The sequence below is a fragment of the Bacillus sp. RCC_6_1 genome, from assembly GCF_041360755.1.
In the GTDB taxonomy this organism is placed as follows: Bacteria; Bacillota; Bacilli; order Bacillales; family Bacillaceae_G; genus Bacillus_A; species Bacillus_A cereus.
The window spans coordinates 39018-53628 of sequence record NZ_JBFUPV010000015.1; the positions used below are offsets into that span (position 1 = coordinate 39018).

Here is a 14611-nt window from a genome sequence, read left to right on the forward strand (position 1 = left end):
GTCTCACCCTCTTTTTCTTCTTAAGTCTTCTCTTAATTCCTTACATGTTCTTTATGGTTTAATAATTGTATAAATTCATTTTTTTCTTCCGCGAATAACTAAAAATATATTGAATTTAAATTAATATATTTTTTATCTAAAATCTTATCTATCGGATAAAAACCCAAAAATGATTCAATCTCAAAAAAATAGCATACCTCATGCAATAAAATTCGGTTTCTTATCCCAGTAAGAAACCTATTTTTTGAACGATTGGCAAAATAGAAGCCCAATACATGTCGAACAATGATCCATTATATATGGATCATTGTTTGTAATCTTTTGTGCAGGTCTTTTTACAGCTTTAATTGGCTGAGATGCTTCGTTAATTAAAACTGCGGAACATTGACAATTCTAATTTAATACGCTCCGTATCGATTTCTCTACAAACAATGGCTTGTAATAACTAGTCATAATAACTATAATTTTAGGCAGCTATTATCCCACTCCTTATCAATAAATAAAGTTCAGTTATATTATTATATAAACAAAAAGAACGAACTGTTCCGGTAATTATGATTTTCTTTTTGTATACACTAAAAGATAAAGGCGATATCTTGTTTGTCCATGAATTTTTATTATTTTCCGTAAAAATCTATTCCATAAGTAACTTCAATCACAATATGACTTGCTAACTAGAAAATCTTCTAATGTGAAAAATAAACCAGGAAACTCTAATCGCTTTCTAGACTTACTCCCCCTCACTCTTAAGCGTCACAATCCTTATTAGTGGTACATATGCAATTTCCGTTTCTGCCATAGCGCTGTGTCACCTTTCATGCTTTGACTTCTTTGAATTCAATAGCGCTTTATCAGCATTAACCTATCGAGATCAATTTTATATTTACCTCAACGTGTTTTACTATTATTGGATCAAATATTATCCCGATTAAAATAACCACGATATGTACAAGCATTAGAAAATAGGAAGCATAATATAGAGCATTGCCACCTATTGGCATGTCATATCAACAAGTAAATGCCTTTCAAACATGATTATTTCATAAAAAGGCATAAGTTCTAAAATTATTTTTCTTAATACGGTATGTAATCAACTTTATATACCACATGAAATAACACATAATTTTTGATAAAGGAAGTGAAGTACATGTTACCTTGCCAAGGTACGTGCAATCAATATGTAGATTTTGAGGTTTTAATTACAGCTCCTGAAGGATATATAATTAATGATACGAATTATACCGGTGCTGTCACTTGGAATACAAACCGATTAAAATGTGCATTTGAACCATGTACGCTGCAAGCACCGAACCCTTGCCTTCTTCAAACTGATCTACCAGATGGTTCCTATCCAGTACACAGTGTTCGCATATATGGAGTACTTACAATGCTTGTTAGTATTTCCCCTGTTCAAAATCAATATGGACAAGGAGATGCAGCTTTTTCTAAATGGCATAAATTCTCTATCAATCAGATTGTTTATTATACAATTGATTCGAATTGCTGCTTTGATTTTAGTAGCTTTAAACTTAAGAGTTTAACAGTTACGCCACAAGATAAAAATACATTTATCTTAAATGGCACCCTCTCTGTTTTACCAGTACCACCAAATCCTCCTATTTATGCTTTTACAGCAAATAGAGATGATAATACTCTTTCAGTAATTAATACAGCAACAAAGACTGTCCAGCATGTAATCAATCTTCCATATCAGCCAATTAAAGTTGCTGTTAGTCCAAACAAAACATACACTTTAGTTTTGCACTCAAATGATAATAGTGTTTCTACAATTAATAATGAAACACTTACCATTATCTCTACTTTCTCGATAAACGACCCAATTGATATTGGATTTTCTCCGGATAACCAGTTTGCGTATATACTAAATTTTTTAACTGGTTCAATGGGCATTACTGTTATTAACCTCTTAACTCAAACCATCTCTAATACTATCTCGCTTGGAGGATATGGATTTTCAAGTATAGCAATTGATCCGAATGGACAATACGCCTACATCGTAAATTATACGACTTGGAGTATTGTAAAGGTTGATCTAAACACAGGAGAAATTGTAGCAGAACGTCCTACTTCAAACGATTATCCAAATCTCATAGAAATCAGCTTGCTTGACGGATTCGCTTATGTTACAGAAGAGTTGGTGGCGTCTGGGACTACCCTTACAGTTATTGACTTGTCCACTTTCCAAGAGATTGGGGATATTCTTACTGGAGCATATTACTACTCGTTCCTTGCTCTTTCACCTAATCAACCTGTAGCATTGCTAGGAGAAGAAACTACAGATGAAATCAATATTATTGATACAGCACAACATCAATCCACAGGCACTATTTCCATAAATGGCCCAAAAAGCGCTGCGTTTACCCCTGATGGAAAATTCATCTATATTGCACAGCCAGAACAAAACACAGTTACTATTCTTAACTCCGTTGACTATACCGTAAATACAATAGTAACAGTTGGAGCATCACCTGTAAGTGTTGCAATATAAAGTTTAATGCTTATTAACATTCAAGAAATACTGAGGATTGCACTCTCTACTTATATTAATTTCCTACTCTCCGGTATTCCATTTATACAAATAACTAGTGTCCTTCTCTCTATTTAATGACTAATCGTTTATTTTTATATGTAATAATTTATACATGGGACTCTTCTTAAATACTAAAAAACATATTATCTAATAACTCCTTAAATATTTCCTATAGTTCTTTCCATTACAATTCTCTTTAATTTTGTTTATCTATCCATTCCCTCCGTCGATCAAATCTCCCTCAAGGAATCCAATTTAAAATTCATTTTACAAGTAAACAACCGTTCCATAAGTAGATTATTTAAGGGAAAGGAGTCAGCCTTACTGGATTCCCCTTTCTTCTCATCCTTTTTTGAAGCTCTTTTAAGTCTAATTCTATTGTATTCCAGCTAAATAACATTCCCACTAATAAATAACATGTTATATAACTATATAAAAACTCTAGCAAATCATTAAAGGAATCTCCTTCCCCCTATCGAATTATTGTAGAGGAAAGGAGAGGAATACATGGAAATTCTAGGATTAGATTCTCGCGCATTAGCGACTCTAGGTGCACTTGAATACACCAATCGTCGCAATAAATTAATTGAAGACTCGGAGAATAACATATACGAGTGTAAAGAAATAAAAGAAATACTTCAATCACTCCCTAAAGAGAAGCAGATTGAGGTTCTTGAGAATCAAGCTCACTTTGAAGCTGTGGCAAAGATGATTGAACAAAACAATTTAATTCTTTTAGAACAGATGAAAGCTCTACAGCTAGCTCAGAAATAACAAACTTATGATTAATTAATTCTACATATGCTTCCATAAATATTGTATCTTTATTTATACCATCAGCCTCTGTTTTTACAGGGGCTTTTGTTATGCGTTGATTCATATTTTGAATTTGAATAGTTTCTTTTACATGTATGAATAGATCTTCTAATAATCCTGGTGTAGATTCTAGTTCTTGCTTTTCAATTTCCTCTGTGACAGCACTTATAAATTCCCATAGTACCTTTGCACCTAATAGTTCTGCTAATCGTTTTTCACGCACTTCAAATGTTTTCATGTTCATGCAAATACACCCCTTTAATTTATATATAACGATAAAAACATTACCTTTTTATGTAAAATCGACTAAAACACTTTCTAAACTTACATTTCTAAAAAATCACTACATCATCTTAAAAATCCAACATTATTCAACACACTTCGTGTTGTTCTGAATCAAAAAAAATTGTTTGAACTGTAACACCATAAAAATTCGCTAATTTTATTTTTATATTATCTCGTGGGATTCTCTGTCCATTTTCATACATCTGCAATGTACTAATACTGATTCCGACTGCTTTTGCCACCTCTTCTCTAGATCTCCCATTTCTTAAATTAATTAGATTTTCAGCTACTCTTTCATAATTCATACATTCTCACCCCTAAAACCACATTTCGTGTTGTTAATTAAAATATAAACCGCACAAAGTGTGTTGTCAATAGATTTCAATTATCAATTTTTAAAAGTTTTAATATATTAACACATATTGTGTTAATATATTATCAGGTGATAGAATGAAAACGTTTGGAAATATAATTCGTGATTTAAGAAAACAAAAAGGAATTACGCAAAAAGAACTAGCTCAATCCCTTCAACTAAGTGAAAGTACAATTGGTATGTATGAACGTAATGAACGTCAACCTGATTACAATACCTTGATACGTATAGCAGATTACTTTAAAGTATCTACTGATTTTCTTCTAGGGAGAGATTTTGATGCTGAAGGGAAAAGAAATGATTCAGAACTAGATCAATGGTTAAATGATATAAAACTTGCTCCATCCCAAAAACGTGAAGAATTAAAACGTTTTTGGAAATTTATAATGCAGGAAGAAAAGTAATAAAATCCCCCCCCACCTTTACAGTGTGGAGGTCTTGAGTTCGAGCCCTTTCCGGGCCATATATTACGGTAAAATGGCGTTCTACCCAAAGTTAGAGCGCTTATTTTTGTCCGATAATTTATTCATTAAATTAGCCGAAATATTTGCGTTACGCCGCCAAACTTTATGAAATGGAAGCCTCCTATTTCATACATTCAACGTACACCATAGATTTCATGATACTGGAGTTTAGTCTGCCTTTAGACATGGAAGTGTTAACTAGTGATTATCAATACACATGAGCATTTAATGCGTAATATCTACTGGAAAAGAACGCCTTACACCACTTCGCATAACTATCTTCTCCATAATATTTGATTTTTTCAAAGTATAATCGGTAAAAACTACTTTTATTTGCAGGTATTCGACTCTTTTTAGTTATAAATACGAAGGAGCATTGTAAAGTTTGCTTTCCCATCTCATTTATTTCTCTATTCCCTATAAATAAACAAAAGAGGAAAAAAGTAATAATAGATTAAAATGCAAATTGATAATAAAGTTATTTAATTTTAATATAAAAAATATAAGAGCCTTGCTACATTTTATTGTAGCAAGGCTCTTTAAAGTTTTTTAATTTCTATTCATTTAAATACATCTAAACTCAAAAATCAATAACATAGTTGTTTAATCTTATTCAACTAAAGCACCTGTTTGTTGAACAAGAGGCGCTTTAATTATAGAGCCGTTGACTTTTTAAACAAAGGTATGTAACCTCCACTGCCTATCAACTGAATGTTTTGAAAGTACCTCCAAACTTTATCGACATTTAGTTACTTATGTAGATAAAGCTCATTTTGTACATCTAGCAGTTTATTTTTTAATCCATGTCGGACTTTTGCATGAATGTACATTAAATAAGTCAAATTCATAAAAAAACCCCTCTGATTTCCATAATATATATGAAATCAGAGGGGTTTTTCAGTAGATCAAACTTCAATATTTTCAATAGGTCTTGTTTTAAAATATAAATGGCCAAATACATGAAAAAACTCCGCTTTTAATGTCATCCCTTATTTTCTATATAGAGGTGCTATTTTATCAATGCGATTTGTCCAAATTCCACCTGTATAATCATCTGGAAGGCGTTTTATATCTTCAGATGAGTCAAATCCACTTGAAAATCCAAGCCCATTTCCTCCTACAACGATAATTCGAGTATCTGCTTTATCCATTCGATTAAGAAAACGATTAGGCCATCCCCAAAGCAAAGGAGCTACTTTATCTGGTATATGTAACTCTCCATGCTTCATGCTTGAAGGTATGTAACCAGTCCACCCTAACGCCATATAAGTAAGAATATCCTTTTTCATGGTTGCTTTTGACATCGTTCGTAAACTAGGGATGTGCTCTCTTATCGAAGCAATCGGCTTATCACCACCATATACTGTTAGTTGAGCAAGACGTTTCGCTGGTAGTTTCTTGAGGTAAGTAGCCAATTGGATTCCTTCATTTTCATCATCACTTTTAATATGAATAAGAAAAGAACGATCTGGAAAATGGTTAAGTACTTCATCAAGTGTTGGCATAAGATTAATCCCTTTTCCACGAAACGGGAATGTTTTTCCCCCGTCAGCTGTATACCCGTAACCAATATCAAGTGCTTGTAATTCTTTAGTTGTAAAATCTCTTGTAACACCTTTACCATTAGTACGGCAATCAAGAGTCCAATCATGAAAAATGACAAAATTATTATCTTTAGTTGGTTGAACATCAAACTCTACTAGGTCAGCTCCAGCTTTAAATGCCGCTTCCATAGATGGAATTGTATTTTCTAAATAAGAATGTTCAGGTTTATTTATACGTTCTGCTGTACACGTATCCCCCTCAATTCCCTCCATGCTAAATGTTTGCGAAAGTCCTCGATGAGCAAGAAGAAGAGGATTTCCCTCGTCCCTCTTCGCAAAAAAAGAACTGTTATTTACATAAACAAGTACGAAAAGAATAAAAATTATCCAAGTCGTTTTACGTTTAAGTAACTTTTTTATTTTATTCATTGTATTCTCCTCTTAAGTATTAGTTAAAATGATTTAAACAATATCCGGCATTTAAATACTTTTAAATTCTATAGCTTATCTTATTCCTTTGCAATGGAGATTATAAACAATTGCATGTTGCTATTTTTATATAAAGCAGGAGCGATACAAAGGTATTTTTTAACTATTATGTAGTATCATTTTTAAGAAATTATGTCCACTTTAAGGCTATCTTAGTGACGATGGACATGTAGTGCTCTCAATAATAAGTTTTCTTCCACAAACAAAAAGAACCATAACCTTACCGAAACGGCAAATTTATGGTTTAAATCACAATTTTATCCGCACAATTCTTTAACTTTTTGCAACCTACTAGTAATCTTATAATATACCCTTACACACACATGTCTTTGTTTATTTTTTTGAGATAATTTGCAGCGAAATCTTTTAACGACTCAGGAATTAATGTTTTTTAAAAATTCATTTTCTAATTCCACTATCTTTCTTTTACGAGCTTTTATTTTTCTTACGGGCACCCCAACATACACATACCAATCATCTAAACTTTCTTTTACCATACTCATCGCGCCAACTGCCGCTCCTTCTCCTATTACTACATTGGGAAAGATAATAGAATGCGCACCAACAATGGCATGCTTTTTTAAAATAACTTTTCCAGCTTTCACATTTTTATATTGATGTGGAACAGTCGGTCCCATTAATGTATTTCCGCTAAAATCATCAATTGCTGCATATACAATTGTTTTTGATGAAATATTTGCAAAATCATGCATTTCAATCCCCATTTCTCCTCCAAATAACGCTGTATATGCCGCTATATGCGAGTAACTTCCAATTGTAATTTTGCCACTTAAAATGCAAAAGTCATCGATTCTTACATTATTTCCAACAGATATAGCACCTGGATTATATATGCTGGTTTTTTTACTTATTAATACATTTTCCCCGACAGATAGAAAGCCAATTTCGCTCAACTCTTCTTGACTATAAAAACTATTCATCTGTGGACACCACCTTCTGTATTAAACACATTATAATTTTCTCTACGATTTCTTTTGTCATTCCTTCCCATAAAGGTAGACTAATTATTCGTTTTTCTATTTTATTTGTATTTGTTAAATCTGTAGACTTATATTTTTTAAAAAAATCTTGTTGATGACAAGATGGTGAAAAATATGATCTAGCTTCTATCTTTTGCTTTTTCAACTCTTCTATTATCTGCATATTGTTAATTTTTTCTGAACAGAGAATAGGCATAAATTGATGAATAACTGCTTTTGTCTTTTGAACTTGCCAGCCTTTTTTGATTAATCCCGTACTTTGTAATAACTGTTTATACCATTCAGAGATACGAGTTCGTTCTTGCATTTTTTGATTCCATTTATTTATCGTTGTAATCCCAATAGCTGCTGCATATTCAGTCATTTTACAGTTAAACCCCATCATCGTACATTCACGATTATGATCAAATCCAAAATTCCCCATTCTTTTAATTTGATTTATCTCTTCCTCATTATGGCTATATATCATACCACCTTCACCAATTCCGAAAGGCTTTGTTGCATGAAAGCTATATACAATCATACCACTAAAATTCTGACCGTAATGTACACCCTCATGCATTAATCCAAACCCTGGTGCCGCATCTACAACAACCGGAACGCCCTTTTTCTCTAATTCTTCATAGTCTTTCAAGTCCATCCATGATCCGAATGTTGCATATGGAACAACAACTGCAACCTCTTCTTTTAATTCATCAATCTTATCCAAAAGTACCGTTTTATCCATACACCAATCATCTAATGAAATATCAATAAAATAAGGCTCCAAGCCACACCAAATAGCTGCCAATGGAGTAGCAGGGAATGTAAAACTAGGCATAAGAGCATACTTTCCTTTTTTTCTTTTCTTACATTGAATTGCCGCCATTAACCCTAGCGTTGCGTTTGCTACTGTTGTAACTGCTCCCCTGTTCTGAAAAAATTCCGACATAATTGTTTCTTCAAAACGTTGATTTATAGGTCCATAATTTGTATATATGTGGGAAATATCAATTCGCTCTAATTCATCTAAGTACTCGTTTGCAGGTACAATTGACGCACGTAAAAAAGGAATATTCTCCATATGCACCTATTCCTTTCTATCATTTTCGGACAATATAGAGCATATCCGTTTCAGATAATCCGAATTTCCTAGCAATTTCTATTCCTTGTTTCTGAGCTATGTTATACAATTCCACCTTAAAGCCCGCATCTGTTAATCGTTGAATAAATCCCGATCGATTATAAATCCTAACATGATCTTCTTGACCAAAGGCTATTTTTCTCAATAATGGCGTTACAATAGATTTATCCTCTATAATAAAATCTACATTCATTACGATTGGCACTTGAATAATTCCCCATCCATTTGGCTTTAGTACCCTATATAATTCTCGCATTGCTTTTTCATCGTCAGGCACGTGTTCTAATACATGACTACATAAAATAACATCAAAGGTATTATTTTCGTATGCAATTCTCGTAATATCAATTTCCTCCATTAAAGAATCTTTTGGTTCTAAATCCCCACATGTATAAGTAATGTTTTTAAACTGGTTAAGCCACCCTCTTACCTTCTCTTCAGGTGCAATATGAAGCATAGTATAATTCCTACTTAACAAATCCGTCTCTGTTTCAATGTACGCACGATACAACCTGTCACGATCCATCGAATAGCAAACTGGACAGATACCTGTATCTTTATTCCACATCTCAAATTCATATTTTAGAAAATCATAATGTGCTGGCCAAGGAGAAAAACTTTTAAATTCTTGATTGCAATATTGGCAATAACACATATTTTTCTCAAATATATGAGTAACTAGTTTAATTAACCCGTTTTTTATCTTTTCATTATAAATTTGATCTAGTTCTCCACTTCTTACTGCATCCTTAAGTATAAATCCCGCATTCTCCAAACAATAAGATAAACTCTCTTTATAATCTTGTTCAGTATTTAAAAACCCACTATTATGTGCATCTGTAATTAATTCAATCCATTCTTCAATTGTCATTAATATAAAGTACATTTGTTTTTGATTTTGTCCACTATGTTGTCTAAAGTAGCTAAGAGGTTCCTCTATATAAACTACTTTTCCTTTCCTCATCATATCTAACCAAGTTGCAATGTCATTAATAGAAGAATACGCTTTCCCCTTAAAATAACCAAATTTCCCTCCAAAAAAATTGCGATTAAACAAAACCGTTGTCGGTTCTCCAACTACGTTTTTCAAGTTTTTCAACATATAATTCCCTAGTGTTTCCCCTTCAAAAATTGTAGTTTCTATGGCAATTTTCATATTCAATGTTGAGGGGGGTAATACCTCTCCATTCTCATCAATTAGTTCACGGTACGACGTCACAAATGCAATGTTTTCTAATTCAAAAAAGTATTTCATCATTCTCTCAATCTTTTCAAGATGAAATAAATCATCATCTAATAAAAAATTTATATATTCACCAGTAGCAAGCTCTATACATTGATTAAAATTTTCAGCCACCAATGGATTTTCATTTTTAACATATGTTATACATTCATGTTCTTTTAAGTATGGCTGGATCATTGTTTTTACTTCATCATTTGTACTATCGTCAGAAATTATAATTTCAATATTTTCATAGGTTTGATTCAAAGCACTTTTGAGGGCTAATTCTAAGTAATGAGGTCTATTGTAGGCAGGAATTAGTATACTGACTTTTGGGAGGTGCGAGTTGATATTCATACGCTGTTTTTTCTTTTCAATATTTATTTTCTTTAGCTTGATTTTTTGATAGTAGTCCAATGAATATAATATGGATGATGGAACAATTCTTCTTGCATAGTCTAGAAAATTTGTAATAGCTCTGTCTAACTCCTCCTCGGAGGATAAGAAACCATATTTTTCTCCAGCTATAATAATACTATGAGAAAAATCCTCTAACCCATCCATCATTTTATTAGATTCATTTAACTGCTGATTTGAATGTAATCGAAAGTAACTGAGTGTCTCCGCTATATATACTGCTTTCCCTTTACTTAGTAAGGATAACCATGAAGCTACATCTACGTTGCAAAGATACCGCCTTTTATCAAATACACCATACGGTTCTGTTAAATCACTTTTACGAAATAAAACCGTTGTCGGTTCTCCTATATAATTCTTTTGATTCATAATCACCATTTTTCCTAATTGTGACCCATCTATAATTGTATCTGTATAAAATAAACGCATCGTTGAATAAACATCTGGCAATAGGTTTCCTTCTGCATCCATTACTTGGCGATGGGATGTTACAAGTTTAATTTCATTATCTAGGTCATTTAAAAAGTATTTCATCATTTTTTCAATTTTATTTACATGAAATAAATCATCATCCATTAAGAAGTTTATATACTCACCTTTCGCTTCATGAAATAACATACGTGAGTTCTCAAATTGTCCAAGAGTTGACCTATTTTTTATATAAATAATATTTGAATGATCATACAAGTACTTTTGTAACACTTTCTCTGTTTCGTCGTTTGTACTATCATCCCCTATTATAATTTCTATATTAGGATACGTTTGTTCTAATACACTACATAAAGCTTTTTCAAAGTAGTGTGGACGATTATACGTAGGAATTAATACACTTACTAAAGGCGTTTGATTTATTTCCTTTTCATTTGTACCATTTTCCATTCTATTCCTCCGCCTTTTTATTTATTTTCACTTTTGAAATAGACATGCTACTACAAATCTATTTATTAGACGAACTAGATCTGAAAGGTGTTGCGAAAAACAAATAAATAGCTTTAAAAACAGCATCTATGTTGACATAGTATAGAATAAACCTGGATTACTTTTTTCGTCCCATTCTATTTATTTGTAAAATGCGGCATTCTTTTTTCAATAAATGCCTTTACCCCCTCCTTCACATCTTCTGTTTGAAATACTTTTCCAAAGTAACGCGCTTCAATTTCAAGCCCTTCTTGTAAAGGTACTGCTGCCCCTTCGCGAATTGCCAACTTCATATAGGCGAGAGCCGGAAGAGAAAATTTACTTATATCCCTTGCAATCTCTTTTGCTTTATTTAACGCCTCTCCTCGAGGGGTAATGTAGTTAACCAAGCCTATTTCTTTTGCTTCTTTAGCTGTAATCGATTTCCCTGTGAACATCATCTCTTTTGCTTTCCCTTCTCCAATTAATCTAGGTAAGCGTTGGGTTCCTCCAGCCCCAGGAAATAAACCTAACGTAATTTCCGGTAATCCAATTAAAGACTGTTCCTCTATTATCCTTAAGTCACAAGCAAGTGCTAATTCACATCCACCACCTAGTGCTAACCCATTAACAGCAGCAATAGTCGGTTTAGACAGATTCTCTAGTTGCTTAAGAGGTTGGTGCAATTCTAATGATTTCATCTCGGCATATTTTTCACCTTTGCCCATCCAATCTGGAAATTCTTTTATATTCCCTCCTGCTACAAAGGCCTTTTCTCCACTCCCAGTTATAATTACGACTGAAATATCATTATCAATTTCTATTTCCTCTAATACATCTACTAACTGTTGAACTACTTCTAAACTTAAACTGTTGACTGGTGGATTTTGAATTGTAACGACTGCAATACTTCCTTTTTTATTACAAGTTACTACTCGTTCATTCTTCATAAAAAATCCCCTTTTAAACTACCTAATTTTTCACAACACCAAGCATCTTTGCTTCACTCACCATCAGCCTAAATTTCCGAATATGGTTCCACTTTTAGAAATTCATCAATTTATTGTATGAACTGTAGAAGCATAAAATGATCAATCCTTTCTTGGCACCATTTTATCATTTTAGCCAAGAAGACTTCTTCCTCAAGGAGCGTGAAGGGTCACAGCCCAGTGAGTAGGTGGGAGATAAATTGGCTTCGAACAAGGGATGGCAGGAAGCCATCTTAATTGTTCGATATACATAAAGTGTTACTTCACTATCCACCGAATATATGTTTGGTATATAATAGTCATATATCGAAATGGAGGTGAATCAAATGATAATTAATAAAGCATATAAGTTTCGTATCTATCCAAATCAGACACAAGCAATTCTAATTAACAAAACGATAGGTTGTTCTCGCTTTGTATTCAATCATTTCCTTTTCCTATGGGATCACGCATACAAAGAGACTGGAAAAGGTTTAACATATGGTACATGCTCTGCCAAACTTCCTGCCATGAAGAAAGAGTTTGTTTGGCTCAAAGAAGTGGATAGTATTGCGATTCAGTCTTCTGTTCGCAACCTTGCGGATGCGTATACACGATTTTTCAAAAAACAAAATAGTGCCCCGCGTTTCAAATCCAAGAAGAATAACGTACAATCTTACACTACAAAACAAACAAATGAAAACATTGCCATCGTAGGAAATAAATTAAAATTGCCAAAACTAGGTCTTGTTCGATTTGCCAAAAGTCGCGAAGTAAAGGGACGTATTGTAAATGCTACGGTTAGACGGAACCCTTCTGGTAGATATTTTGTGTCACTATTAGTTGAAACAGAAGTACAAGAACTTCCGAAAACACATTCTTACATTGGGATAGATGTAGGACTAAAAGATTTCGCCATTTTGTCAGATGGAACACCCTATGAAAATCCGAAGTTTTTCCGATTATTAGAAGATAAGTTGGCGAAAGCACAGCGTATTCTTTCTAGAAGAATGAAAGGATCTTCTGGCTGGAATAAACAACGGGTAAAAGTAGCTAGAATTCATGAATACATATCAAATGCTAGAAAAGATTACTTGGACAAAATCTCAACTGAAATCATCAAAAACCACGATGTTATCGGTATAGAGGATTTGCAAGTATCAAATATGTTAAAGAATTATAAGTTAGCAAAAGCAATTAGTGAAGTATCTTGGTCACAGTTTCGAACCATGTTGGAATATAAAGCAAAATGGTATGGCAAACAAGTCATTGTCGTATCGAAAACATTTGCTTCCAGCCAATTATGTTCTTGTTGTGGATATCAAAATAAAGACGTTAAAAATCTAAACCTACGTGAATGGGACTGTCCTTCTTGTCGTACACACCATGATAGGGATATTAACGCAAGTATCAATATAAAGAATGAAGCGATAAGGCTTCTAACCGCAAGGACTGCGGGGTTAGCCTAATCAATTAGAGTTCGATAGAACTCTTTACTTAGGAATCCCTCACTTCTAAACGAAGTGAAAGTGGGGGTAGTTCAAAATCTCAACATATTTTTAAATTGTTCTTTTACTGTATTAATTGGCTTCATGTTTCTTTGGTTTCCGTTACACAGTTTCTGAAGCTGGGATGACTCGTAGAAAAAATAAGATAAGAAGACTGATACATGAGGTACATTAAAGGAGAACAATTTAAAAAAGACACTACTTTAGTAACCACTTGTATTTAAGTCTTCCTTAACTAATTTGTTGTAATAACAAATAAATCACTTTATCACTTGTTTGCTCTCTCACTATATACCTAACAGTCACTTCCTTTAAATGACATTCCTTTTTTCACGTTTTGTTTCTGCTTGGATTTCTCCTCTTATTTGTTTTATCTGCTCTTTCAAAAGTAACAATCTTTTTATTTTGTGGGTGAATTGTGGGTGGGTTCGTGGGTGCCCCACAAAATAAAACAAACCTAAATAACTTAGGCCTATTTTATTTTTTCATCTGTTCTTTCCTATTTAAAATATCCTTTTTAAAAAACAACCTATCTCGAACCATCTCTTTAATGGGTACTAACGTCCCCGACTTCACCAACTTATTTAAATTCTGCCTTGAGCATTCTAAAATCTTCAATGCCTCTGAAGTATTCACTATTTCATCATTTACGAATTTTATTAGTTCTTCCTTAGATTCAAAGTTATACATTTTTCTTCTCCTTTATATACAAAATAATCATGTTGATTATCATTAGAATTATCGCTAGTATGGTACCAACGATACAGATATAATCCCAAGTGTTTAAATTATTATAATCAAAAATTGAGATACAATAAACACTAAAACAATGACTACAGGTAGATTCGTCCAGATAAATTTTTTCATAATAATATGGAATGTGATATAATCTTAAATGCAGGAGAGGCTTCCCTCCCCTGTGTGCTTATTCTGAGTCGTTTCCTTGGTCGGGG

Annotated in this window: 11 protein-coding genes and 1 pseudogene; 3 read left to right on the top strand and 9 right to left on the bottom strand. The window is 33.0% G+C overall.

All coding sequences use genetic code 11. From position 1 onward, the window contains the following. Positions 1-3: 3 nt before the first annotated feature. Positions 4-369 (bottom strand): annotated as a pseudogene (locus AB6801_RS26475) (glycosyltransferase family 2 protein); the annotation flags it as partial. 778 nt (positions 370-1147) lie between these two features. Between AB6801_RS26475 and AB6801_RS26480 the strand changes: the two are divergent. Further along, positions 1148-2509 (top strand): YncE family protein, encoded by a 1362-nt coding sequence (locus AB6801_RS26480; protein WP_088338135.1) that lies wholly within the window; start codon positions 1148-1150, stop codon positions 2507-2509. A gap of 691 nt (positions 2510-3200) precedes the next feature. On the opposite strand, the gene AB6801_RS26485 is transcribed toward AB6801_RS26480, so the two are convergent. Both AB6801_RS26485 and AB6801_RS26490 read right to left on the bottom strand, forming a co-directional pair. Then, on the bottom strand, positions 3201-3611 hold the full coding sequence (locus AB6801_RS26485) for a hypothetical protein (RefSeq protein ID WP_033693017.1): 411 nt from the start codon (positions 3609-3611) through the stop codon (positions 3201-3203). A gap of 127 nt (positions 3612-3738) precedes the next feature. After that, positions 3739-3957: a helix-turn-helix transcriptional regulator gene (locus AB6801_RS26490; RefSeq protein WP_001105580.1), complete on the bottom strand. Its 219-nt coding sequence runs from the start codon at positions 3955-3957 to the stop codon at positions 3739-3741. Positions 3958-4102: 145 nt separating this feature from the next. Here AB6801_RS26490 and AB6801_RS26495 point away from each other — a divergent pair, with 145 nt between their 5' ends. Further along, a complete protein-coding gene (locus tag AB6801_RS26495) occupies positions 4103-4429 on the top strand; it encodes a helix-turn-helix domain-containing protein (protein ID WP_000846661.1) in 327 nt (108 codons plus the stop codon). A 1049-nt stretch (positions 4430-5478) separates the two neighbouring features. On the opposite strand, the gene AB6801_RS26500 is transcribed toward AB6801_RS26495, so the two are convergent. From AB6801_RS26500 to AB6801_RS26520, 5 genes are all read right to left on the bottom strand, one after another. Beyond that, positions 5479-6462 (bottom strand): glycerophosphodiester phosphodiesterase family protein, encoded by a 984-nt coding sequence (locus tag AB6801_RS26500; RefSeq protein ID WP_370941214.1) that lies wholly within the window; start codon positions 6460-6462, stop codon positions 5479-5481. Positions 6463-6896: 434 nt separating this feature from the next. Continuing rightward, positions 6897-7463: an acyltransferase gene (locus AB6801_RS26505; RefSeq protein WP_098785821.1), complete on the bottom strand. Its 567-nt coding sequence runs from the start codon at positions 7461-7463 to the stop codon at positions 6897-6899. Next, entirely contained in the window at positions 7456-8586 is a 1131-nt protein-coding gene (locus AB6801_RS26510) for an aminotransferase class I/II-fold pyridoxal phosphate-dependent enzyme (RefSeq protein WP_370941215.1), read from the bottom strand. The genes AB6801_RS26505 and AB6801_RS26510 overlap by 8 nt, the downstream gene beginning before the upstream one ends. A 19-nt stretch (positions 8587-8605) precedes the next feature. Beyond that, positions 8606-11164 carry a glycosyltransferase gene (locus tag AB6801_RS26515; protein WP_370941216.1) on the bottom strand — a complete coding sequence of 853 codons (2559 nt, stop codon included), beginning with the start codon at positions 11162-11164 and terminating at the stop codon, positions 8606-8608. A gap of 176 nt (positions 11165-11340) precedes the next feature. Continuing rightward, a complete protein-coding gene (locus tag AB6801_RS26520) occupies positions 11341-12132 on the bottom strand; it encodes an enoyl-CoA hydratase (protein ID WP_370941217.1) in 792 nt (263 codons plus the stop codon). A 365-nt stretch (positions 12133-12497) separates the two neighbouring features. On the opposite strand from AB6801_RS26520, the gene tnpB reads away from it, so the two are divergent. After that, positions 12498-13619 (top strand): IS200/IS605 family element RNA-guided endonuclease TnpB, encoded by a 1122-nt coding sequence (gene tnpB, locus AB6801_RS26525; protein ID WP_370941218.1) that lies wholly within the window; start codon positions 12498-12500, stop codon positions 13617-13619. Between the two features lie 516 nt (positions 13620-14135). Here the strand turns inward: tnpB and AB6801_RS26530 are convergent. Then, entirely contained in the window at positions 14136-14348 is a 213-nt protein-coding gene (locus AB6801_RS26530) for a transcriptional regulator (protein WP_060852626.1), read from the bottom strand. Positions 14349-14611: the final 263 nt, after the last annotated feature.

Coding starts and splice junctions, on each gene's coding strand:
- AB6801_RS26480 (WP_088338135.1), top strand. CDS start 1,148: ATGTTACCTTGCCAAGGTACGTGCAATCAATATGTAGATTTTGAGGTT.
- AB6801_RS26485 (WP_033693017.1), bottom strand. CDS start 3,611: ATGAACATGAAAACATTTGAAGTGCGTGAAAAACGATTAGCAGAACTA.
- AB6801_RS26490 (WP_001105580.1), bottom strand. CDS start 3,957: ATGAATTATGAAAGAGTAGCTGAAAATCTAATTAATTTAAGAAATGGG.
- AB6801_RS26495 (WP_000846661.1), top strand. CDS start 4,103: ATGAAAACGTTTGGAAATATAATTCGTGATTTAAGAAAACAAAAAGGA.
- AB6801_RS26500 (WP_370941214.1), bottom strand. CDS start 6,462: ATGAATAAAATAAAAAAGTTACTTAAACGTAAAACGACTTGGATAATT.
- AB6801_RS26505 (WP_098785821.1), bottom strand. CDS start 7,463: ATGAATAGTTTTTATAGTCAAGAAGAGTTGAGCGAAATTGGCTTTCTA.
- AB6801_RS26510 (WP_370941215.1), bottom strand. CDS start 8,586: ATGGAGAATATTCCTTTTTTACGTGCGTCAATTGTACCTGCAAACGAG.
- AB6801_RS26515 (WP_370941216.1), bottom strand. CDS start 11,164: ATGGAAAATGGTACAAATGAAAAGGAAATAAATCAAACGCCTTTAGTA.
- AB6801_RS26520 (WP_370941217.1), bottom strand. CDS start 12,132: ATGAAGAATGAACGAGTAGTAACTTGTAATAAAAAAGGAAGTATTGCA.
- tnpB (WP_370941218.1), top strand. CDS start 12,498: ATGATAATTAATAAAGCATATAAGTTTCGTATCTATCCAAATCAGACA.
- AB6801_RS26530 (WP_060852626.1), bottom strand. CDS start 14,348: ATGTATAACTTTGAATCTAAGGAAGAACTAATAAAATTCGTAAATGAT.